Annotated in this window: 15 protein-coding genes; 8 read left to right on the plus strand and 7 right to left on the minus strand. The window is 70.5% G+C overall.

What is annotated here, in order from left to right:
- Window positions 1–89: 89 nt before the first annotated feature.
- The 5 genes from Vlu01_RS23475 to Vlu01_RS23495 form a co-directional block, all read right to left on the minus strand.
- Window positions 90–578 carry a nuclear transport factor 2 family protein gene (locus Vlu01_RS23475; RefSeq protein WP_204003332.1) on the minus strand — a complete coding sequence of 163 codons (489 nt, stop codon included), beginning with the start codon at window positions 576–578 and terminating at the stop codon, window positions 90–92.
- Window positions 579–645: 67 nt separating this feature from the next.
- Window positions 646–1,536: an SDR family oxidoreductase gene (locus tag Vlu01_RS23480; RefSeq protein WP_204003333.1), complete on the minus strand. Its 891-nt coding sequence runs from the start codon at window positions 1,534–1,536 to the stop codon at window positions 646–648.
- Window positions 1,533–2,969, minus strand: a complete 1,437-nt coding sequence (locus Vlu01_RS23485; protein WP_204003334.1) for a phthiocerol/phthiodiolone dimycocerosyl transferase family protein — start codon at window positions 2,967–2,969, stop codon at window positions 1,533–1,535. The genes Vlu01_RS23480 and Vlu01_RS23485 overlap by 4 nt, the downstream gene beginning before the upstream one ends.
- Window positions 2,966–4,159 carry an FAD-dependent monooxygenase gene (locus Vlu01_RS23490; protein ID WP_204003336.1) on the minus strand — a complete coding sequence of 398 codons (1,194 nt, stop codon included), beginning with the start codon at window positions 4,157–4,159 and terminating at the stop codon, window positions 2,966–2,968. Before Vlu01_RS23490 ends, Vlu01_RS23485 begins: the two co-directional genes overlap by 4 nt.
- Window positions 4,160–4,164: 5 nt before the next feature.
- Window positions 4,165–11,490, minus strand: a complete 7,326-nt coding sequence (locus tag Vlu01_RS23495; RefSeq protein WP_204003339.1) for a non-ribosomal peptide synthetase — start codon at window positions 11,488–11,490, stop codon at window positions 4,165–4,167.
- A gap of 484 nt (window positions 11,491–11,974) precedes the next feature.
- Between Vlu01_RS23495 and Vlu01_RS23500 the strand changes: the two genes are divergently transcribed.
- Window positions 11,975–13,282 carry a cytochrome P450 gene (locus tag Vlu01_RS23500; RefSeq protein ID WP_204003342.1) on the plus strand — a complete coding sequence of 436 codons (1,308 nt, stop codon included), beginning with the start codon at window positions 11,975–11,977 and terminating at the stop codon, window positions 13,280–13,282.
- A gap of 62 nt (window positions 13,283–13,344) precedes the next feature.
- Window positions 13,345–14,751, plus strand: coding sequence for a glycosyltransferase (locus tag Vlu01_RS23505; protein WP_204003344.1), 1,407 nt, complete (start codon window positions 13,345–13,347; stop codon window positions 14,749–14,751).
- Window positions 14,752–14,834: 83 nt separating this feature from the next.
- Here Vlu01_RS23505 and Vlu01_RS23510 read toward each other — a convergent pair whose 3' ends face one another.
- Window positions 14,835–15,626 (minus strand): MBL fold metallo-hydrolase, encoded by a 792-nt coding sequence (locus tag Vlu01_RS23510; protein WP_204003346.1) that lies wholly within the window; start codon window positions 15,624–15,626, stop codon window positions 14,835–14,837.
- A gap of 263 nt (window positions 15,627–15,889) precedes the next feature.
- Here Vlu01_RS23510 and Vlu01_RS23515 point away from each other — a divergent pair, with 263 nt between their 5' ends.
- From Vlu01_RS23515 to Vlu01_RS23525, 3 genes are all read left to right on the plus strand, one after another.
- Window positions 15,890–16,663 (plus strand): hypothetical protein, encoded by a 774-nt coding sequence (locus Vlu01_RS23515; RefSeq protein WP_204003348.1) that lies wholly within the window; start codon window positions 15,890–15,892, stop codon window positions 16,661–16,663.
- Window positions 16,664–16,830: 167 nt separating this feature from the next.
- Window positions 16,831–17,541 carry a VOC family protein gene (locus Vlu01_RS23520; RefSeq protein WP_204003351.1) on the plus strand — a complete coding sequence of 237 codons (711 nt, stop codon included), beginning with the start codon at window positions 16,831–16,833 and terminating at the stop codon, window positions 17,539–17,541.
- 84 nt (window positions 17,542–17,625) lie between these two features.
- Window positions 17,626–18,285 (plus strand): nucleotidyltransferase domain-containing protein, encoded by a 660-nt coding sequence (locus Vlu01_RS23525; protein ID WP_204003353.1) that lies wholly within the window; start codon window positions 17,626–17,628, stop codon window positions 18,283–18,285.
- Window positions 18,286–18,307: 22 nt separating this feature from the next.
- On the opposite strand, the gene map is transcribed toward Vlu01_RS23525, so the two are convergent.
- A complete protein-coding gene (gene map / locus Vlu01_RS23530) occupies window positions 18,308–19,132 on the minus strand; it encodes a type I methionyl aminopeptidase (RefSeq protein WP_204003355.1) in 825 nt (274 codons plus the stop codon).
- 76 nt (window positions 19,133–19,208) lie between these two features.
- Here map and Vlu01_RS23535 point away from each other — a divergent pair, with 76 nt between their 5' ends.
- The 3 genes from Vlu01_RS23535 (at window position 19,209) to Vlu01_RS23545 (ending at window position 22,425) form a co-directional block, all read left to right on the plus strand.
- The gene (locus Vlu01_RS23535) at window positions 19,209–19,475 is read left to right on the plus strand and encodes a helix-turn-helix domain-containing protein (protein ID WP_204003357.1); all 267 of its coding nucleotides are present in this window, start codon (window positions 19,209–19,211) and stop codon (window positions 19,473–19,475) included.
- Window positions 19,476–19,642: 167 nt separating this feature from the next.
- Window positions 19,643–20,470, plus strand: coding sequence for an SAM-dependent methyltransferase (locus Vlu01_RS23540; RefSeq protein WP_204003358.1), 828 nt, complete (start codon window positions 19,643–19,645; stop codon window positions 20,468–20,470).
- Window positions 20,471–20,709: 239 nt separating this feature from the next.
- Window positions 20,710–22,425 carry a serine/threonine-protein kinase gene (locus Vlu01_RS23545; RefSeq protein ID WP_204003359.1) on the plus strand — a complete coding sequence of 572 codons (1,716 nt, stop codon included), beginning with the start codon at window positions 20,710–20,712 and terminating at the stop codon, window positions 22,423–22,425.
- Window positions 22,426–22,491 lie beyond the last annotated feature (66 nt).

Raw genomic sequence — 22,491 nt, forward strand, 5'->3', positions numbered from 1 at the left:
CCAGACCCGGATCCTGGTCCGGACACCTGCCAGTGTCCGGACCAGGATGCGTCGTGCCGCGTCGTCACCTGGCGTCCGATGCGGTCACGTCACGGACGACTCGACGGCTCTGCGCGTCGACGCGTACGCACCAGGTCGACGAGGCCGCGCCACACGTGACCGAGCGTGGCGGCGGTGCGGATCGTCACCAACGGGTTCCAGAAGTCCCGGAAGTGGACGATCCTGCCGTTCCGGAAACGGACGACGGAGATGTAGACCTGGTGGAACGGTCGTTTGGTGACCACACCCCTGCCCTTGCCCACGAACTCGGCGATGACCAGGTCAGGATCGGTCGTCTCGTGGAAGGTGAGGTCGGTGAACCGGACGTCGAACTGTTTCGGGAAGTCCTTCATGTGCTCGTACAACTCGTGGTGCCCGACGAACCGGGACCGGACACCCGGTGGCGGGTACGGGAACTCCAACACTCCGTCCCGGTCGAACAGCTCCACCCATTCGCGGATCCGTCCCTCGGTGATGTAGTCGAGATTGCGGGCGAACAGCGCCTGCAGGCGCGCCCGGTTCTGCTGATCGGTCTCCACGGTGGCCGCCTCTCGGGTCGGTCGTCACGGTTCGGTTCGGGTCTTGGGTGATCGGTTCGTGGCGGGCTCAGCCGTCGCGCGGCCGGACGAGCGCGGTCAGGCTCCGATCGATCAGGTTGTCCGGCACCAGCCGGGCCGCCAGGCTCGCGAGGCGCACGTCGGAGCCGACCGGGTACCGGATCCTCGGTCGAGCCACGGTGAGGGCACGGGCCACCGTCCGGGCGTACTGCTGGGGTGTGGTTCTGCTCCGCTGCACCTGGCGCGCGTTGCGGTGCAGGAAGGCCCGGAACGGCCCCCGATACAACGCCGCGATCGGCTCGGGCGCAGCGTCGATGACGTCCTCACCGGCCTGGTCGAGCTTCTCCCAGATGGGGGTACGGATCGCGCCCGGCTGCACCACGCTGACCGTCACGCCGAACGGCCGCAACTCGCGCCGCAGACTGTCGCTGAGCGCCTCCTTGGCGAACTGTGCCGCCGCGTACGCGCCCAGGTACGGCAGCGCGACCCGACCGAGTCCCGAGGTGACGTTCACGATCCGCCCCCGAGCGGCGCGCAGCAGCGGCAGGTACCCCTGGATCGTCTCGAACTGCCCGATCACGTTCGTCGTCAACTGGCGCTGGAACCGCTCACCGGACAGACACTCCAACGGCCCGGGCTGGGCGATGCCGGCGTTGTTCACCAGTCCCCAGAGCCCGACACCGCCGACCCGTCCGGTCACCTCGGCAACCGCCTGCCGGATCTGCGTCGGCTCGGTCACGTCGACGCGCAGCGGATGCAGGCGGCCCGCGGAGGAGTCCGCGAGCAGTCGCTCGCCGTCCGCCGTGGTGCGTACCCCGGCGTAGACCTGGAAGCCGATCCGTTCCAGGTGCAGCGCCGCCTCCCTGCCGAGGCCGGACGACGCGCCGGTGATCACCACCGTGCGACCCGTCGGCGCGACCCGCCCCGCTCGCCTGATCACAGTCGACTCCGCTCCGGCCGGCAGCCGATCGCGCCGAGCGCCGCGTCGACGCTCGCCTCCACCAGGTCGATCGCCCGCTGCGGGGGCAGCGCGTCGGGCACGTAGGTGAAGTTCCAGAACAGTCGGCCGTGGCTGGTGTTCACGGTGGAAACCAGGTAGCCGCACACGGAGAGCCCGGCGACGAACTGGGCGTCGGAGAGCAGCCACGGCCCGATCCGGTCCGGGAAGTCGTACCGACCGATGTTGGACAGGCACAGGTTCACCGGGCCGCTCCGTTCCATCATCTCGATGAATCGCCTGCTGGCGGTGACCGATTCCGGGCTGGTGAGCCCGACCAGATCGACCATGGCGAAGTGGCTGCCCCTTCGGCGACGGACCGTGAGGTCGTCGCTGATCGAACGAGCGAGCTGCCAGAGGGAGACCCCTGGCCGGTACCTGACGAAGGTCGGCACGGTGGCGACGTACGTCCCCACGGCCCGGTCGGACACGGCGGGTTCCAGCGCGTCGCGGAAGGTCACCGGGGAGCCGATCGTCACGTGTCCCGACGCCGGTGAACCGGTCTCGGTGGCGACGGCCAGCACCATCGCGGCCGCGAGCGCGCCGTGCACCGTGGTCCCCTCTCGGCGACAGGCCGCCACCAGCGCCTCAACCTGTTCCGAGGTGAGGCGCCGGGCGAGCAGCCGGGTACGCCGTTCGGCGAACGGCACGAAGGTGCTCGGCACCACCCGGACCGGGCGGTGACGGTGCGTCCGGTACAACTCCCGGACCAGCAGCCACCGCAGCCGCAGCACCCCGACCAGGCCCCGGTAGCGGCGAGGGAACATCGCCTCGCACGCCGGTAGCGCCGGCTCACCCGACGCGCCCGTCGGGTCCGGCCCGGCCGACTCGGCACGCTCCGGCAGGTCGATCTTCCCGGCGGCGGAGTACGCCTGCCCGGCGAGTTCGATCCACTGCCGGAGCAGCGAGAGCACGGTCGTGCCGTCGGCCACGCAGTGCGGCATGGTCAGCAGCAGATCGTGCACCTCGTCGTCGGGCCTGCCCGGGGTCGAGGCCCGGGTCAGCAGCACGGCCCGGCACAGCGGACCGTTGCGCCAGTCGACCCGGTCGACCAACTCGTGTTCGTTGACCCGCCGTACCCAGCCCGGTGTCCCATCGGTCGGCGGTTCGTCGTCGCTCACCTGGTGCAGTGGTATCGGCAGGTCGGTCGGCACGAACCGGGGGCGTCGCCCGTCCGGGCCGGCGGCGATCGCCACCCGCAGCAGCGGGTGCCGCCGGCGTAGGTGATGCAGCGCGGCATGCAGCAGCGTGGCCGGCAGCGGCCCGCGTACCCGGACGTGGGCGACCACGTTGAGTGGTGACACCTGGTCGGCGATCCAGTACCAGCGTTCGAGCGGACTCAACGTCCGTCGCACCTCGGTCGTCTGTGCGGTCATTGCGGGGTCACCGCCGAGGCCGGGCAGCCGGGGAAGGTGAGCGCGATCTCGTTGCGCCGGTCGAGGAGGCGATCGGGCAACCAGCGCAGGTAGAGGCGACGGGTCAGGTCGGCGATCGGGTGGGCCCACTGCTCGACCCGACTGAGCGAGTACGCCTCCCGGACCATCCACCGGGTCCGCTCGCGTCGCGCGGCCTCGTATCGCCGGAGCGCCTGCGGCAGGTCGACCGCGTCACGGAGACAGTGCGCGAGCACGACGGCGTCCTCGATGGTCAGCGCCGCGCCCTGGGCGAGGCTCGGCAACATCGGGTGCGCCGCGTCACCGAGCAGCGTCACCGGCCCGTGACCCCACCGTTCGAGGAACGGCCGGTCCCGGGCCGGCACGCTGATGATCGCCGATTCGGGCGTGCTGGTGACAGCGGCCCGGACCTCCTCGGCCCAGCCGGCGTACGCCCGCTCGATGTCGGCCTTGCCACCGGACCAGCCGCGAGCCGCGGCCGGCGTCATGTTCAACGTGCCCCACCAGTAGACCTGGTCGCCGTCGAGTTGCACCAGGCCGAACCGCTGGCCCCGGCCCCAGTAGTGGGCGGCGTAGCCGTCCCGGATCCTCGGGTGCCGCAGCCCGACGGTGGCGAGCCAGCAGACGTACCCGGGTTCGCGGGGTCGCTCGGGGCCGGCTACCTGCCGGCGAACGGCCGAATGGAACCCGTCGGCGCCGATGAGCAGGTCACCCTCGGCGGTCTGTCCTTCCCGGAACTCGACCCGGACGCGGTCTCCGGTCACCTCGAACCGTCGGGCGGTGGCGCCCAGCCGCACCGGTGGGTCGCCGGCGGCGGCGACCAGGGCCTGATGCAGGTCGGCGCGGTGGATGGCGACGTTCTGTGCTCCGAGTCGGTCACCGATCCGCGTGAACGGCACGGTCCTGATCGGATCACCGGTTGCGGTGCACAGCCGCAGCGCCGGGTAGACCCGACCTCGCCGCTCGACGTCAAGGTCGAGGTCGAGGGTGCGCAGCGCGACGCGTGCGTTGGCACCCAGCGACAGCGCCGATCCGCCGGGCCGCAGATCACCGGCACGTTCGTAGATTTCCACGTCGACACCGACGCGGCGCAGGGTGGCGGCGGCGGCCATCCCGCCGATGCCCGCGCCCATGATGAGTGCCTTGGGACGCCGTCGCGCCCGCTTTCCCACCGCCGTCACCGACGGCCGCCCACCGGGCTGGAACTGGTCCGGCCGGTCGCGGGCGTGGTGGAGCCGGCCAGGAGTTCGGTTATCCGGTGGGCAACGTCCACCACATGTGGTGGGTCCATCAGGGCCAGATGGTCACCGGGCACGTCGAGCACGTCGAGCCGACCCGTGGTCAGTTCACCCCACCCGTTGCGCGGGTCGAGGTGCAGCGTGCCGGCGAGGTCGTGCATGGGCTTGAGCAGGGGCGGCAACGGTTCGGAGGCCCGCAGCAGGGTGATGTCCTGGTCGACGACCTCGGGACGGTAGTCGATGATCGCCTCCCAGTTGGCCTTGAACACCTCGAACAGTCGACGTACCGCCGCCGGCGAGTCACCCGGCCGGAGTATCCCGGCGGCACCGGCCCGGCGGGCGACGAAGTCCAGACGCTGCTGAGGCGACGCCAGATTCGACGGAATCGGCGCCAGCGCCGGCCGGTCCTGGTCGAGCGGCATCAGCTCCCAGAAGAACCAGTCGAGCAGCACGTCGTCGGTCACCGGCACGGGCTCGTCGGACCGTCGGGCGATGGGGTCGATAAGGATCAACTGGTCGACCGGCCTGGCGCCGGTGGGATCGAGCCGGCGGGCCGCGTTGTTGAGTTGCCGCGCCATTTCGAAGGCCACCACACCACCGAACGACCAGCCGCCTATCGTGTACGGCCCGGTCGGCTGGACCCGGCGGATCGCCGCGAGGTAGCTGGCCGCCAGCGCCGGCACGGACCGTAGCGGCTCCGTCCCGGCGGTGAGGCCGGCCGCCTGGAGTGCGTGGACGGGCTGCTCCCGGGGCAGGTGTCGGGCGAGCGGGAGGTAGCACAGCACGTTGCCGCCGATCGGGTGCACGAGGAACAGCGGCGGTCGGTCGCCACCGGTGCGGATCGGCACCACCGGGTCGACCGACGTCGGGTCCGCCCCACCCGCGCGGAGCAGTGCGGCGAGGTGGGACACGGTCGGCGCGGTGACGAACGCCGCGACCGGCACGGCCACGCCGTACCGTTTCTCGATGAGCGTGACCAGGCGCATCGCGGTGAGCGAGGTGGCGCCCAACTCGAACATGTTGTGTTCGACGTCGACGTGCGGCAGGTGAAGCAGGTCCGCGACGATCTCCGCGAGGACACGCTCGTACCGGTCGCGGGGTGCTGCCGTCTGCCGGGCGGTTTCCACGCGGAGCGGAAGCTCGCGCAGGCGCTGGTCGTCGCGTTTGCCGCTGGCGGTCAGCGGCATCTCCGGCAGCCATTGGACGTGGCTGGGCACCAGGTGTTCGGGCAGCTTCTCCCGCAGCCGTCGGCGCAGGTCGGTGAGATCGGCCCGGGTCTGGTCCCCGACGAGGAAGGCGGCCAGGAAGGCGTCGGTGTCGTCCCGGCGTCGAGCCACCACCGCGGCCTCGCGGATTCCGGGGTGGTCCGCGGCCAGCTTCATGATCGCTAGTTCGGCTTCGAGCGGTTCCACCCGGAACCCCCGGATCTTGGTCTGGGTGTCGGTGCGCGCGAGCCACACCAGGTCGCCGTTGGGTAGCACCCGGGCCAGGTCGCCGGTGCGGTAGATCCGCTCGCCGGGCGCACCGAACGGGTTGGGCACGAACCGTTGACCGGTCAGTCCGGGCTGCCGGTGGAAGCCCCGCGCCACCTGGACGCCGCCGAGGTACAGCTCGCCGGCGACCCCGGTCGGCACCGGCCGCATCCGTTCGTCCAACAGGTACAGCTCGACTCCGGGAATCGCCGGCCCGATCGGTGGCAGATTCGGGAAACGGTCCGGGTCGCCGGTCATCGGGTACGCGGTGACGACGTGCGTCTCGGTCGGTCCGTACTGGTTCTCCAGGACCGCGCCGGCCGGCAGGGCCGCGACGAATCGCCGGATCTCGTCGGTCACCCGCAGCTGTTCGCCCGATGAGATCACCACTCGCAACGCACGGGGCTGGATCCCGAGCGTCACCGCGGCTTCGGCGAGTTGCTGGAGCACCACGTACGGCAGGGCGACCCGCTCGACGGATTCCCGGTCGAGCAGGCGCAGCAGCTCCGAGACGTCCCGCCGCTGCCGCTCATCGATGATCTGAAGCGTGCCGCCGGCACCGATCGTGGTGAAGATCTCCTGGAACGACACGTCGAAACTGAGCGGTGCGAACTGGAGGGTGACGCCGCCGGCCGCCGCGCTGACCGCTTCCGTCTGCCACGCCTGATGGTTCTCGAAGGCGGCGTGGGACATCGCCACCGCCTTCGGTACGCCGGTGGAACCGGAGGTGAAGAGCACGTAGAGCAGGTCGTCCGGCCGGCTCCGGGGCAGTGGGACCGGTGTGACGACCCGCGACGGGGCGAGGAGATCCTCCACGACCAGCACCCTCTCGGGCTCGCCCACCAGGTCGGCGTGCGACCGGTCCGCGATGACCCGGACCGGTCGCGCCTGGGCGAGCATCGTCGCGATCCGGTCCGGCGGGTAGGTCACGTCCAGCGGCACGCAGCCCGCTCCGGCGCGGGCGACGCCGTAGACCGACGCGATCATCTCGGGGGAGCGGCCCACCGCGATCCCGACCAGGTCACCCGGGCGCACCCCGGCGTGGACCAGCGCGTACGCGATCCGGTCGACCTCCTGCTGCAACCGCGCGTACGTCCACCGACGGTGGCCGGCGGCGACCGCGACGGCATTCGGCGTACGGTGCACGTGCTCGGCGAGGCGACGGACGGCGTCCTTGCGGACCTCGATCGTCGTCGTGACCGGCCCACCGGTGCCCACCGGCCGGGCCGGAACCAGGAACCCGAAGTCCGGTGCCGCGTCCGGCTCGTCGATGATCCGGGCGAGTATCCGGAGGTACGTGTCGGCGATCAGGTCGATCTGCGCCCGGGTGAACGTCCGACGGTCCGCGTCGATCCGTAGTGAGATGCGCTGCCCCGTCGGATGGACGAAGACGTTCCACAACAACGCGAAGTTGGTCTCCTCCCAGGCGTCGAAATCGAGCGGTTCGATCGTGGGAAGGTCGAGCAGCGGTGCCAGGACATGCATGTGCACGTAGTTGAAGGCCAGTTCGAAAACCGGGCGGCCACCTCGATCCTGCTGGATGGCGTGCAGTGGATAACGCCGGTACGGCTGGCACTCCTGCTCCCACCGGTACACCTCCCGGACCGACTCCAACCAGGAGGAGGGTCCGGACCGTAGCCGCAGCGGCACCGTGTTGAGGAAGAGTCCGGCCAGCCGCTCCGCCCCGACCTGTTCCGGACGACCGTGGGTGACCAGTCCGACGGTCACGTCCGTGGCACCGGAGTACAGCCGCAGCGTCAGGCAGTAGGCGGCGAGGAACACCGATTTCAGCGGAAGCCCGTGATCCTGGGCGAAGGCGCGTAGCCGCTGCTCCAGGCCCACCGGCAGGCCGACCATGTGCACCGCCGACTCGTCGTCGGCCGGCGGCTCGTACGGACGGAAGCCGTCGAGCTGGGTCAGCTCGGCGCCGTCCAGCCGGTCGGCCCAGAACCGTCGGGCCGAGGCTGAGGCGAGCGCGTGACGTTCCTCGACGACGTACCCGGCCGGGTTGGGCAGCGCCGTCTCGGCGACCGCGTCGATGCCGGCACCGATCAGGTGCAGGTAGTCGCGGAACAGATCACCGACGACGGTGGCGACGCTCCAGCCGTCCAGGAGCACGTGGTGGAAGCTGAACACCAACTCGACCACGTCGGACGGGAGCAGGTGCACCCGGAACAGGAACAGCGGCGGCTGGTCGAAGGCGTACCGGTGGCGGCGGCGCTGCCACATGTGGGCCGACACCTCGGCACGGGCGGCATCCGGATCCAGGGTACGCAGATCGGCGACATCGAGGCCGCCGGCCACCCGGGCGTGCACGATCTGCAGCGGTTCGGTGAAGCCGCCGACGTCGAAGGCGGAGCGCAGGCCCGGATGCCGGGTGACGAGCCGGTCGTACGCCGTGCGGAACGCCTCCTCGTGCCACGGCATCCGCACCGAGTAGCGGAAGACGTCGTGGTAGGCGGTGGCCGTCTCGTGCTCGCTGCTGTGGTAGAGCAGCCCGAGTTGGAGCGCGGTGGCGGGGAACGCGTCCTCCGCGTCGCCGAGCCGGGCCCGGTCGAGCGGGGAGACGAGCGCGAACGGGCCGGGCGCAGCGGACGGGGTGGGCGGTGCGTCGGCGGGCGCGGTACGCCGGGCATGTTGCGCCAGCGCGGCGATGGTCGGTTGTGCGGCGAGATCGGCGAGGGTGAAGTGCAGGCCCTGCCGCTCGGCCTCGGCGCGGATTCGTAACGCCAGGATCGAATCGCCGCCGATGGCGTGGTAATCCTGGTGGATGCCGACCGACGGCAGATCCAGCACCCGGGACCAGATCGTGGCGAGCGTCCGCTCCACGTCGTCGCGGGGGTCCTGCGCCGACCCCTGAGACAGCCCCGCCACCGGCGCGGGCAACGCCGCGACGTCGAGCTTGCCGTTCGGGGTGAGAGGCATCCGATCGAGTCGGCGGAAGAAGGCGGGAACCATGAAGTCCGGCAGGTGACGCAGCAGGTGACCCCGCAGCCGTACCGGATCGAGATCCGCCTCCGCCACGTAGTAGCCGACCAGGTGGAGGTCCCGACCGGGCGCGGTGCGGGCGATGACCGCGGCCTCGCTGATGCCCGGGACGGCGGCGAGCGCCTGCTGGATCTCACCCGGTTCGACCCGGTTGCCCCGGATCTTCACCTGCCCGTCGAGCCGGCCGAGATATTCGAGGCTGCCGTCGGCGAGCCACCGGGCGAGGTCCCCGGTGCGGTACATCCGACCCTCGCCGCGCACCGGGTCGGTGACGAATCGTGCGGCAACGTTCGACTCGCCGCCGGTGCCCGCCTCCCTGTCACCGGCGCGTCCCAGGTAGCCGCGAGCCACCGCGACCCCGGCGACACAGAGTTCACCGGGGGCCCCCACCGGCTGCGGCTGGTCGTCCCGGCCGAGTACGTAGAGTCGGACGTTGTCGATCGGGCGACCGATCGGCACCCGCCGTGTCGGCTGGTCCGGATCGGGGTGGCACTCGTGGTGCGTGACGTCGACCGTCGCCTCGGTCGGTCCGTACAGGTTGACCAGCCGGGCCCCGGCCGACAGGTCGGTGCCGGGCGGTCGGTGGAACAAGCGGTGGAACTGGTCGACCCGGCGGGCCGGCAGTTCCTCACCGCTCGCGAAGACCAGCCGGAGCGAGTCGGCCTGCTGACGCAGTTCCGGCTTCTGGGCCAGCAGGTCGAGGAACGGACCGAACATCGATGGTACGAAGTGGATGACCGTCACGCCGTGCCGCGCCACGGTGGTCACCATCGTGTGTGGATCCCGGTGCGCCCCGGGACGCGGCAGGACGAGGCGGGCACCCGCGAACGCCCACCAGAACAGTTCCCACACCGACACGTCGAACGAGATCGGGGTCTTCTGCACCAGCACGTCGGCGCGGTCGAGGGGATATTGGCGCTGCATCCAGGCCAGCCGGTTCACCACCGAACGGTGTTCGATCATCACGCCCTTGGGATCGCCGGTCGAGCCGGAGGTGTAGATGACGTACGCGAGGTCGTCGGGCCGGGCGAGCGGTTCGACCGGAACGCTCGGGTAGGTCGCCAGCGCGTCGAGGCGGCGTACGGTCAGGCCGGAGACGGCGTCGAGGTCGCCCCGCGTCGAGGCTGCCTGCGTACCGGAGGTCAGCAGGACCTTCGCGCCGCTGTCGGCGAGGAGGTACCGGATCCGGGCGGGCGGATGGTCCGGATCGATGGGCACGTACGCTCCGCCCGCCTTCAAGGTGCCGAGGATCCCGGCGAGCAGTGGTGCTCCCCGTTCGGCCAGGATGGCCACCCGGTCGTCGCGGGCGACGCCGTCGGCACGGAGCGCCTGCGCCACCTGGTTGGCTCGCGCGTCGAGGTCGGCGTAGCTGAGGGTCTCATCGGCACCGTCCACCACCACGGCGATCCGGTCGGGTGTCCGGGCGGCCTGTTCCTCGAACAGGCCGTGCAGCGTCGCCTCGGTCGGCCGGCCCACCTCGCGGTCGTGCGCGCCGGTGACCTGGTCGAGTTCGGCGTCGGTGAGCATCCGGATCCGGGCCACGGGCTCGTCGGGCCGGTCGAGCGAATTGCCGATGAGGGTGTCGAGGTGCCGGCCCAACGCCTCGACGTCGAAGTCCTCGTCGAACACGTCCCGGGAGTAGTCGAGATCGATCGTCAACGTGCCGTCGTCGTACTCGTTGACGAGCACGGCCAGGGCGTTCTGCTCGTGCACCCGACTGGCACCCAACGTGCGGTGGGTGATGCCGGGGATCGACTCCGGGCGTGGCCAGCCCAGCCAGGAGAGGGTCACGTCGTAGAGCTGGCGGGGTCCGTCAGGTGGGATGACCTCGCGCAGCAGTTCGCCCCGCGACAGGCGTTGATGGGTACGCATCGATCGCAGGGTCCGTTGCAGCTCGGCCACCAGGTCGGGCATCGTCCGCGTACCGGGAACCGCGACCGGCACCGGCAGTTCGTTGGCGAGATGGCCGACGGTCTGCCGCTGCGCGTACGTGCTCCGGTTGAGCACCGGCACGCCGAGCACGACCTGTTCGGTGCGGTGGATCCGGCCGAGGTACACCGCGAGGGCCGCCGCGAAGTAGGTGAAGGGCGACTGACCGGTGGCCCGGATCCGGTCGACGAGTTCCCGACGCAGGGGGAAGCTGTGCCGTGCGGTCCGGTAGCGGCCGCTGGCCCGAGTGGAGAACAGCGCTGGAGTGATCCCGTCGAGGCAGGCACGGAAGTATTCGATGTCCTGTTTACGCTGGACCGATTCGGCGTAGCCGGCCATCTCGCGCGCCAGGTCCAGGTAGGAGAGACGCCGGCCCGTCGCCGTGGTCCTTCCCGCGACGGCGGCGGCGTACCCGGCGCAGACCTGCCGCAGCAGCAGCCGCGCGCCCCAGCCGTCGGTGACCAGGTGGTGGGCGTTGAGGTACGCGTACGAAACGGACTCGCTCTCGCGCAGCAGGGCCACCCGGTACAACCGGTTGCGGTGCAGCTCGAAGGGCTGGGAGAACGCGCTCGCCATCCAGGAATGGCATGCCTGGTGGGGGTCGGGGGCGTCACTGAAATCGTGGAGCTCGACCACAGCCTGTTCCGGCTCCACCCATTGAAAGGGGTGCCCGTCTTCCTCGTCGAAACGTAATCCCAACGCCTCGTTGAGCGTTATGACCTGCCGCAGGCAGTCGAGCAGGAGTTCGTGGTCGAGTGGCCCGACGAACTGTTCCCATCCACACACGTTGAACTGTGGAAGGTCGGGGGACAAACGACTTGCTACCCAGATGTCTGATTGGTATGTGGTTAGCGGCGTACGGCCGGGATTGATCACTCGTTACCTTTCCGCTCGCTACCGCACCGACCTGGGACGTTGGTGGCATTCGCGATCGTGCCCGGGGCGATGTGCAGGTGGTGCGGCTGCGGTCGACATTGGCCGCTACGGACGAGGCGAGCGGCGGTGGCGGTCAGGTGGAGTCAGCCGCCTGTGCCCAGCGGCTGTTCCTGACATGTGTGGCGTAATTTCTGGCGCGGCGCTCTTGCGCCATCGCCGCTCCCGTTGATCACTTCGGGGGGAGCGTAGCCGAGGAGCAGCGCCCGACCACAGCCGTCATTCCGATATCTGTCAGGCATCGAGCGTGTCAGGAAATCACCTCTACGGTGGTGCACCGAATGCGAGTCACCGGACGCGGTCTCGGGCACGCCGACCGCTGCGGGTAGGGATCTGTTGCCGGCTTTCGGGTGAGGGAATGAGGCGGGTGGGCGCACCGGGTTTGCGATCTGAGACCGGTTTTTCACGCCGGGCGGGGGGAGTGCCGGTGGCGGGGCCCGGCGTCCTTCTCCGCTGGGCGACGCGGCACGGGCTGATGCGGCTCGGCATCACCGCCGCCGCACGTCGGGGCGACACCCAGGCACGCCTATTCCTGGACCCCGCGATCCGCGAGGATCCGTACCCGTTCTACCACCAGGTACGCCGAACCGGTGCTCTCGTCCGTGGCCACCTCATGTGGAGCGCCACCCGCCATGACGTGGTCACCGAGGTGCTCCGTGGCGACGCGTTCAGCGTGCATCCGGGCACGCTGCCGGTGCCCCGCCCGATCGCGCTGCTGCGCCGGTTGAGCCGGCGGGGAAAGCCGATCGGACCGATCGATCCGCCGTCGATGCTCGTCACCGACCCACCCGAGCACACCCGCTACCGCCGGCTCGTCGTCAAGGTCTTCACCACGCGGGCGATCGAGGGACTGCGGCCCCAGGTCGAGCGGCACTGCGACGTCCTCCTCGACGAACTGGGTCGGGACGCCGCACGGCGCGGACCGGTGGATCTGGTCGCGCACTACGCCAGCCTGCTACCGGTCACCGTGATCGCGGAGATCCTCGGCGTACCGCCGCAGTCAAGACAACGCTTCCTGGACTGGGGTTCGGCCATCTCCCCGGCGCTGGACCTCGGGCTCTCCCTCGGCCAGTACCATCGCGTGGAGACGGCGATCCAGCAGCTCAACGTCTGGCTGCGGGGACACTTCGCGCGATTGCGCGCCGATCCTGGCGACGACCTGCTGAGCCAACTGGTGCACCAGGACAGCAACGGCGAACGGTTGACCGAGGACGAACTGGTCGCCCTCGCCGGTCTGCTGATGGCCGCCGGCTTCGAGACGACGGTGAACCTCCTCGGCACCGGTACCGCGCTGCTGCTGGCCCACCCCGAGCAGCTCGCCCTGCTGCGCGCCGAGCCGCGTCGGTGGCCCAACGCGGTGGAGGAGATCCTGCGCTACGACGCTCCGGTGCAGACGACCGCCCGGTACTGCCGCTCCGACACCGAGGTCGCCGGGGTACGGCTACGCCAGGGCGAGATCGTGGTGCCGATGTTGGGCGGGGCCAACCGGGATCCGGCCGTTTTCGCCGACCCGGACCGCTTCGACGTCACCCGGGGCAACGCGCGCGACCATCTCGCCTTCTCCAGCGGGGCGCACTACTGCCTCGGCGCCAGCCTCGCCCGACTGGAGGGGGAGATCGGACTGCGCAGCTTGTTCGAGCGTTATCCGGATCTGGCGTTGGACGGCGCACCCCGGCGTCGATCGACCCGCGTGCTCCGTGGCTACGACCACCTGCCGGTACGCCTGAGGCCGTGACCCTGGCCCCGGAGCCGACGGGTCCGGATGCCGACGTGCGAATCGACGTGTCAGGAGCAGGGGTGTCAGCAGCAGCCGGGGCCGCGCCCCGCAGACCGATCATGTTCGCCAGCCCGTCTCATCCCGGGCAGCTCAACCCGCTGTTGACCATCGCCGCGGAGATGTCCCGACGGGGTGAACCCGACCTGTGGTTCAGCGTCGACGTCGAGGGCCGGGGCCGGGTCGAGGCGGCTGCGCTCGGCAGCCCGCTACGCTATCTTCCCGGCGCCGACACGCCGGTGCGGATCGAAGGCGACCTGTACGCGGCGATGGCGCGGGGACCGCGTACCACCGCCGGTCTGGCCGCACTCGCCCGGACCACGCGTACGGCCGACGCCACCGCGCAGGTCTACCGGCGCAATCTCGCCCACATCGAGCGGGTCCGCCCCCGGCTGATGGTCATCGACGTGATGAACCTGGGTGCGCTCGACGCGGCCACCACCGCAGGCGTGCCCTACGTGTTGAGCGTGCCGTATCCGATCAGCGCCGCCTATCTGAGCCGTCTGCCGTGGGATTACCCGACGCCGACCTCCGGGCTGCCACGGCGGCTGACCGGGGCACAGCGACTGACCAACGTGCTGTTCCGCGTACGGCTGCAGATGGCGCTGCTGCGCGCGGTGGCCGGACCGGCCTGGCGGCGACGGGGCCAGGGGCTGGCCAACGCGTCGGGTGACCCCGCGACGTACGCCGCCGCCGCGGTCGCCGTCTTCGGCTACACCGTGTTCGGGCTGGAGTATCCCTTTCCCACGCCGGACCACCTGCACCTGCTGGGCGCGATGGTGCCTGAGGAGATCACCCCGCCCGACCAACCCGCCGACGAACTGACCGACTGGCTGGATCGGCAACCCAGCGTGGTCTACGTCTGCCTGGGCACCCTGGCCGCTCTCACCGCCGCCCAACTCGACGCGTTCGCCGAAGCGCTGGGCCGGATCGGCCCGGAGCACCGGGTGCTGTGGAAGCTTCCGCCCGAGCAACGCGCTGCGCTGACCAGGCCGTTGCCGGCGAACGTCCGGGTCGAGCAGTGGATACCGTCCCAACTGGCCGTGCTCGCCCACCCGCGGGTACGGGCCTTCGTCTGCCACGGTGGCGCGAACGGTTTCCACGAAGGTGTTCACTTCGGACAGCCGATGCTGCTCACCCCGTTCTGGCTGGACTGCTACGACATCGCTGCCCGGGCAGTCGACGCGGGTGTCGGGTTGACCCTCGACCATCCGCCCCGGGTGGATCCGGACGAGGTGGCCGGCAAACTGCGCCGGCTGCTGTCGGAGGACGGTTTTCGGCGGCGCAGCCGGTACTGGGGTGAGCAGAGCCGCAAGGCCGGCGGAGTGGGACGTGCGGCGGACCTGTTGCGCGAACTTGCCGGCCGCGATGAGCGGCCACCGGAGATGACGGACGCGGGAAAACGGCGGCCAGGACGGATCAGGGGGTAATCCGTCCTGGTGGGCCACCTGGTTGTAGCCCGGCGCGCGGGTGACGCCAGATGGCGGCGGGAGGGGTGCCGCCATCTGCGGGGTCAGACCGTGATGGAGGCGGCCGTGCCGGGGGTGAGCCAGTGCAGGCTTTCCTGAACCGTGGGCGGGGCGGACGCGAAGGCAGCCTCGATCGCCTGTCGGCCTTCGCGGAAGTGGCCCCAGCCCTCGTAGTGCACCGGCAGCACCGTGCGGGGCCCGATCAGGCCGCACAGTTCGGCGCCCTCCTGAGCGGTCATCGTGTAACGCAGCGGACCGGTGAGGCCGAACCGTACCGCCCCGAGGTGCAACACGACGGTGCCGATGCCGAACCGGTCGGCGACCTGACGGACCCCGTTGTAGAGCACGGTGTCGCCGGTGATCCAGAGCGGCCCGTGCCGCTGGCCTGCCCAGCGCAGCACGAAACCGGTCACTTCGCCGACGACCGGCCGGCTCAGCGGTGGGCCGTGGCGGCACGGAGTGGCGGTGATCTTGATGGTCGGCCGATCGGACGCCGTGAGCGTGGTGTGCTGCCACGGTGCCAGCCCGGTGACGTCGGTGCCGAGTCGCCGGCTGCCGGCCACGGTGGTGACGATCCGGCCCGCCGTCGGCAGCAGCGCCCGGCCGGCGTCGTCGAGGTTGTCCGCGTGGTGGTCGTGGGTCAGCAGAACGGCGTCAAGGCCGCCGAGCGACTCGGCTGGCAACGCGGGTCCGGTGACCTTGCGCGACGCGGTGCCCCACCCGAAGTGGTAGGTCCGACCGGGTGCGTCGAACGTCGGATCGGTGAGCAACCGCCAGCCGTCGATCTCGATCAGCACGGTCGGACCGCCGATGTGCGTGATCCGTATGTCGGTCATGGCTGGTACTCCTCAGGGAAAGGCGAGGGCGGCCCCCATCCTTGTCCATCGAGTGCGCCCGAACACAACAGAGATTCAACGTCTGCTATATATGGGAACGCTTCCAAGTCCGCGGCCCGCCGGAGGAAATGAACGGCCTCCAATGATGAACCCCCGCTCCACCAGGGCTTTCGCCGTTGTCGTCGAAAGCTGCACGGGACGGGGGTTGGCTGCCGCAGCCCTTGCCACATCGCGGTGTGGAGAAATCAGTTCATGGAGGAAACATGCGCAACATTATTGCCGCGTTGACCGTCCTGATGGTCGGCGTGACGGTCGGCGGCGTGCCGTCCGATGCCGCGGGTGCCTCCCACCGTGGCTCCTGCACCCGACACATGCTCTTCTGCGAGGACTTCGAGCGCCTGCCGCGCGGCGGTGCCAGCACTTTGAACTGGGGCGTCGACACACGTAACGGCACGCTCACCGTGGAACGGGCGCACCGTGGCAACCAGGTGTTGCACATTCACACGGTCGACAACGGGCGTGCCTTCCTCCGGGTCGACGACTTCGCCGCGCCGGGCAACCGTTTCTACGGCCGGATGCGGCTGCGAGTCGATGCCTTCCCGACCGCCCCCGACTGGGCGCACTTCACCCTTGTGGAGGCGACCGGCTCCGGTAGTTCGGAGATCGTCCGTCCGATCGGCGGACAGTACGCACCCACTGTCCCCGGAATCTTCTGGGGCGTGGGCGCCGACGGCGGGCCGACCGGTGACTGGACCAACTGGCGGGAGTCCGCCCCGGTCGTCGAGGACACCTGGCAGTGCTTCGAGTGGAAGCTCGACCCGGCAGACAACCGCGTCGCGGTCTGGATCGACGGGGTGGCAAACCCGGAGCTGACCGCCTCCACCACCGAACACGGCGGCAACGACGTGCCGTTCATCCTCCCGACGGTGAACACCGTGAAGATCGGTTGGCAGCTCTACCAGGGCGGCACCACCCCGGGCGCCTTCGACCTCTGGATCGACGACATCGCCCTTTCCACCAAGCGCCTCGGCTGCTGACCCCCACTGCGGCCGACACGATCAGGGATCTGCCAGCGACAGCCCCCGGGGCTGGCGCTGGCAGATCCGTCAGTCGACCTCCGGCGCGCCCTACTGCCGATCGCGCTTATCCTCCATCGGGGCAGGCGGCGGATGGTCTGCGCCGACAGGCAACGATGGGGGACGCAATGACGTGTCAGCTGGTCGCGGTGTGTTTCGATGCGAGTCAACCGTTGCGGTTGGCGCAGTTCTGGGCCGCCCTGCTCGGCCGGGCGGTTGTCCATGATGTCGACGGCGCGTCACTGCCTGGCACGGACACCCAGCTCGGCCTCCGGTTCGTGGAGAGCCACACGGAGCGGGTGGAGAAGAACCGCGTGCATCTGCACGTCACCAGCGACAGCGCTGCCGACCAGCAGCAGACGGTGGCGAGGGCGCTCGCTCTCGGTGCCTCTCACCTGGACCTCGGGCAGCGCCCGGAGGAAGGACACATCGTCCTGGCCGACCCCGAAGGCAATGAGTTCTGCGTGATCGAGCCGGGCAACAACTTCCTCGCCGGTTGCGGCCTCCTCGGCGAGATCGCCTGCGAGGGCACCCGGGACGTCGGCCTCTTCTGGAGCGCGGCGCTGCGCTGGCCGCTCGTGTGGGAGCAGGACCAGGAGACCGCCGTGCAGTCACCGAACGGCGGCACCAAGGTCGCATGGGGAGGCCCGCCCGTGCCGCCGAAACAGGGCAGGAACCGGCAGCGCTTCGACCTCGCTCCACCCGTCCACGGCGATCAACAGTCGGAGGTCGAGCGGCTGGTGTCCCTCGGCGCCGCGCTGATCGAGGTTGGCGAGGACGGGCACGTCCTGCTCGCCGATCCCGACGGCAACGAGTTCCGGGTGCTGCCGCCCCGATAGCCCAGGCGACCCGCTGACCGGCTCCGGGCGGTTCCGGCCGGGAAGGGCCGCCGCCGGCACGTCGCCCGGAGATATTGTCGGTGGGTGGGAGAGCAGCCACCTGACGGCGGCGTCGAGGTGTCGCCCGACGATATCGAGGCTCTCGACGCCCGCTGGGCGGCATGCTGGACACCGCATGAGGTCGCACGACGCCTGGCCGGGATCGCCCTGCCCTGGTACGTCGCGGCAGGCTGGGCCTTGGATCTGTTCCGCGGTACGCAGACCCGGACGCACCACGACATCGAGATCGGTGTGCCAGCGGGGCGGTTCGCGACGGTACGCGAGCGCTTTGCCGAGTTCGCCTTCGACGCGGTCGGTGCCGGGCGGATCTGGGAAGCGGCGTCGCCGGAGGTGCTCAGTGCCACGCGACAGACGTGGCTACGCGAACCGGCGACGGGACAGTACCTGCTTGATGTCATGCGTGAGCCGCACGACGGTGAGGTGTGGATCTGTCGGCGGGACCCGACGATCAGATTGCCCTATGCCGAGATCATCCGGCACAGCCCGGATCGGATTCCGTACCTGATCCCCGAGATGGTTCTCCTCTTCAAGGCCAAGGACGTACGCCCCAAGGACCAGGCTGACTTCGATGGCGTCCTTCCGCTGCTGACCGGTGTCCAACGCGAGACGCTGACCCGGCTGCTGAGGCGGGTGCATCCGGGTCATGCCTGGCTGACCGCCTTACGGATGGACGAGAACCGGTGAGAGCGGGTCCGCCCGCAGAGCTTCACGAGGAGCCAGCGGCAGCGGATCTCTCGGTGGGGTCGGCCGAGGCGGTGCCGTGGCCGGGACGGCGGGTCAGCACCCGGGGGCCGGAAGCCGTGACGGCGACCGTGTGCTCGGAGTGGGCGGTGCGCGAACCGTCGGCGGACCGGATCGTCCAGCCGTCCTTGTCGTACTTGATTTTGTCCGTGGAGCGGCAGAGCCAGGGTTCGATGGCGATGGTGAGGCCAGGGTCGAGCTTCAGCCCGCGACGGGGGCGACCATTGTTGGCCACGTGCGGGGCCTCGTGCATGGTGCGGCCGATGCCGTGTCCGCCGAACTCGGAGTTGACCCGGTAGCCGTAGGAGTGCGCCACCTCGCCGATCGCGGCGGAGATGTCGCCGAGGCGTCCGCCGGGCTGGGCGGCGTTGATGGCGGCCTCCAACGCGACCTCGGTGGCCTCGATCAGTTTCAGGTCGGCCGGGTCGGGGGTGCCGACAATGACGGAGAGTGCGGAGTCGGCGACCCAGCCGTCGATGCCGACCGCCATGTCGATGCTGAGCAGGTCGCCGTCGCGCAGGACATAGTCGTGCGGAAGGCCGTGCAGCACCGCGTCGTTGACCGACAGGCACAGCACGTTGCGGAACGGCCCGCGACCGAACGAGGGGGCGTAGTCCCAGTAGCAGGACTCGGCGCCGCGTTCGGAGATCCGGCGGCGCGCGTGATGCTCCAGGTCCATCAGGTTGACGCCGACCGCGGCGACACCGCGCAACTCGGCGAGTAGTTCGCCCACGAACTGGCCGGTCACCGCCATCTGGTCGATTTCCTCGGCCGACTTGAGCTCGATCACGGAAGCCCCCTCACTCCTTGCCGGTATTTTTATACCATGCCGTGTCGGGGCTGCTTGAGAGGGCTATCCTGCTGGCATGGTTCGCCAACCGCTCACCGCCGCACAGATCGCCGCGGGTCGGCGACTCGGAGCCGCCCTGCGGGCCGCCCGGGCCGACCGCAGCCTCGTCGACGTGGCCCTGGCGGCCGGCATCTCTCCCGAGACGCTGCGCAAGATCGAGGCGGGCCGCCTACCCGCACCGGCGTTCGGCACCGTGGTCGGCCTCAGTGCGGCCCTGGACGTCTCCCTCGCCGAGCTTGCCGAGGTCTGGCGGGCCGACCTGCCCGTCCGTCAGGCGTCATAGGGCCGGAAGCCCTCGGTCGTCGAGGTCGCCGACGCGTTCCGCGATGCCTGTCAGGGCTGAGGCTGACCGGCGGGCGTACGCGACCAGGGGTGGACCACTTAGGATGGTCCGGGCGTCGGCCAAGCGGTTCGGCCGACCGTGATCCGGTGTGGACGAGGAGACGAACTGTGGCGAGTCAAGAGGCGGCACCGTCCGGGATCGACATGAGCGTGCCGAGTGTCGCCCGGGTGTACGACTTCATGCTCGGTGGTAAGGACAACTTCGCGGTGGACCGCGCCGTCGCCGAGCACGCGCTCCGCATCACCCCAGACGGTCCGGAGGCGGCCCAGGCGAACCGGGCCTTCCTGCGTCGGGTGGTTCGGTTCCTCGCTGCGGATCAGGGCATCGACCAGTTCCTCGACCTCGGGTCGGGCCTGCCCACTCAGGGCAATGTGCACCAGGTGGCCACCCAGCACAACGCGCAGTCGCGGGTGGTCTACGTCGACAACGACCCGATCGTGCTGGCGCACGGGCGGGCACTGTTGGCCGACGCGGGGACCACGACGGTGTTGCAGGCCGACATCCGGTCGCCGGAGGCCATCCTGGACCATCCGGAGACGCGCCGCTTCCTGGACTTCAGCCGCCCGGTCGGGCTGCTGCTCTTCGGGATTCTGCACCACCTGCGGGACGACGAGGACCCGAAGTCGGTGGCGAGGAGACTGATCGATGCCCTGCCATCGGGCAGCTACGTCGCGATCTCCCACTTCCGCGATCCCGGCGAGCGGGATCCGGAGGCCTCCCGCAAGGCGCGCGAGGTCGAGCGCATCTTCAACGAATCACTCGGCACCGGCCGTTGGCGTACCGATGAGGAGATTCTCTCCTACGTCGAAGGCCTGGAGGTGCTGGAGCCGGGTCTGGTCCCGTTTGCCGAGTGGCGACCTGAGCCGGGCGAGACCGCGCCGAGCCAGAGCGACACGTACCACACCTTCGTCGGGCTCGTCGCGTACAAGCCCTGAGGCCGGCCTCCCTCCCGGTCCCGACTCCGGCCCGGCTGTCCTGACCTGGCCCGGCGGCACACGGCCGCACGACATGTGACGGTCGTGTGACATCGCAGATCGACGTCCACCAACTGGTCGACCAGGGGTTTTCCCGCCTCCGGCCCGGGGTAGCGCGTAGTCGACCAGGGCGGTGACCGGACACGATCCGCCCACGGACACCCGGTGGGGTGTGTGACCGGATCGGGAGGGTGTGGCTCGTGCGATGTCTGCAACGGCGTTACCGGCTCGACGAACCGGTCGGCCGGGGCGGCATGGCGACCGTCTGGCGCGGCTACGACCTGCGGCTGCAGCGTACCGTCGCGGTGAAGCTGCTGTCGGCTCCGCTGTTGAGCGACCCTGCGGCCCGCGACCGCATCCGCCGGGAGGCGCTGGCCGCCGCGCGGCTGGACCACCCCGGTGTGGCCCGGGTGTACGACTACGGCGAACAGTGGCATCTGACCCGGACTCCGACCCCGTTCCTGGTGATGGAGTTCGTCACCGGATCGACGTTGGCCGCCCACCTGCGTGCCGCCGGCCCCCTGCCCCCGGGTGAGGTGCTGCGGATCGGTCGGCAGGTGGCGGCGGCGCTCGCCGCCGCGCATGAGCAGGGCATCGTGCACCGGGACGTCAAGCCCGGCAACATCATGCTCACCCCCGGCGGGGTGAAGGTGGTCGACTTCGGTATCGCCGTCGGTGCGGGCGACGATCCAGCGGAACTGGACGGGCAGCTCTGGGGTACCCCGAACTACCTGCCGCCCGAGTTGGTCGTCACCGGCGAGGCGGTGCCGGCGGGCGACGTGTTCGCGCTCGGCGTCGTCCTCATCGAGTGCCTCACCGGTCAGGACCCGCAACGGGCTCCGCACGAACCGGTGTCCGCTCCCGCCGTCGAGGGTTTGTCTGCGCACCACGCGCACCTGATCGATCGTTGTGTGGCGACCGACCCGGACCAGCGTCCGAGCGCGGGTGAACTCGCGGAGGCGCTGTCCGGGCCGACCACGGCCGTGCGGCCGGCATCCGGTGCCGAGGTCACCCGGCTCGTCGTACCCACCCGGGCGGTTTCGGGCCCGACCAGGCCGGTCGGTCGACGTGGCCGGCGGTCCACGGTCGTCGGACGGCGTCGCGGGCTGGTGCTCGCCGCGCCCGCGGCGGCGGTGGTCGCGCTGGCCGGGATCCTGCCGGGGCTGGTCGCCGCCGACGAAGGCTCGGCCGATCCGCCGGTCTCCGAGGCCGGCTGCACGGTGGGATACCGGGCGCAGCAGGCGGCGGATGGTCACTTCACCGCACAGATCAGCGTGACCGGGAGCGGGCAACCGGCGGCCGGTCGACGGGCACTGACCTTCACCCTGCCGGCCAGCCAACACCTACTCGACGTGCGGGGCGCGACCTGGTCGCACGACGATCAGCGGGTGACGCTGCGCCTGGCCGAGCCCTCGGAACCGGGTGCGGGGGTGACGGCGACCCTGCATGGCCGCGTCGAGGCTGGCGGGCATGAGACACCGGACCGGTTCAGTCTGGCGGGTGTCGCCTGCCAACATGCCGACACGCACGTACGGACGTCGGTCCTGGCCTCCGCGTCCGCCGAGCCGGCACCGTCGACGAAGGGATCGTCCGGGCAGGCGGGCGGGTCGGATGCGGACCGCTCGACGTCCACCGGTGTCGGGAGCGGGTCGAGCCGACCGGCCGCCCCCCGCCCGACCGGAGCACCGTCAGCGCCGTCGAGCCCCTCGACGCCGGCTCCGTCCGGTCCGCCGGTCGCCGCCGACCCCTCGGCGACGCCGATCCCGTCGGTGTCGGCCAGCCCGTCGGTGCCGCCCAGCCCGTCGAAGACGTCGGACCCACCTGCGCCGTCGCCCTCGTCGCCACCGACGACCGAGCGACCGGACCCGGCAGATCCCACCCCGTCACGGACGTCTCCCACCGCGCCGGTGACCTGAACCACGTCGGTGCACAACGGGGGACACGGGCCCCGTACGACGCGGTTGAAAACTTGATTCACTCCA

This window comes from Micromonospora lutea, from assembly GCF_016863535.1.
GTDB classification, from domain to species: domain Bacteria; phylum Actinomycetota; class Actinomycetes; order Mycobacteriales; family Micromonosporaceae; genus Micromonospora; species Micromonospora lutea.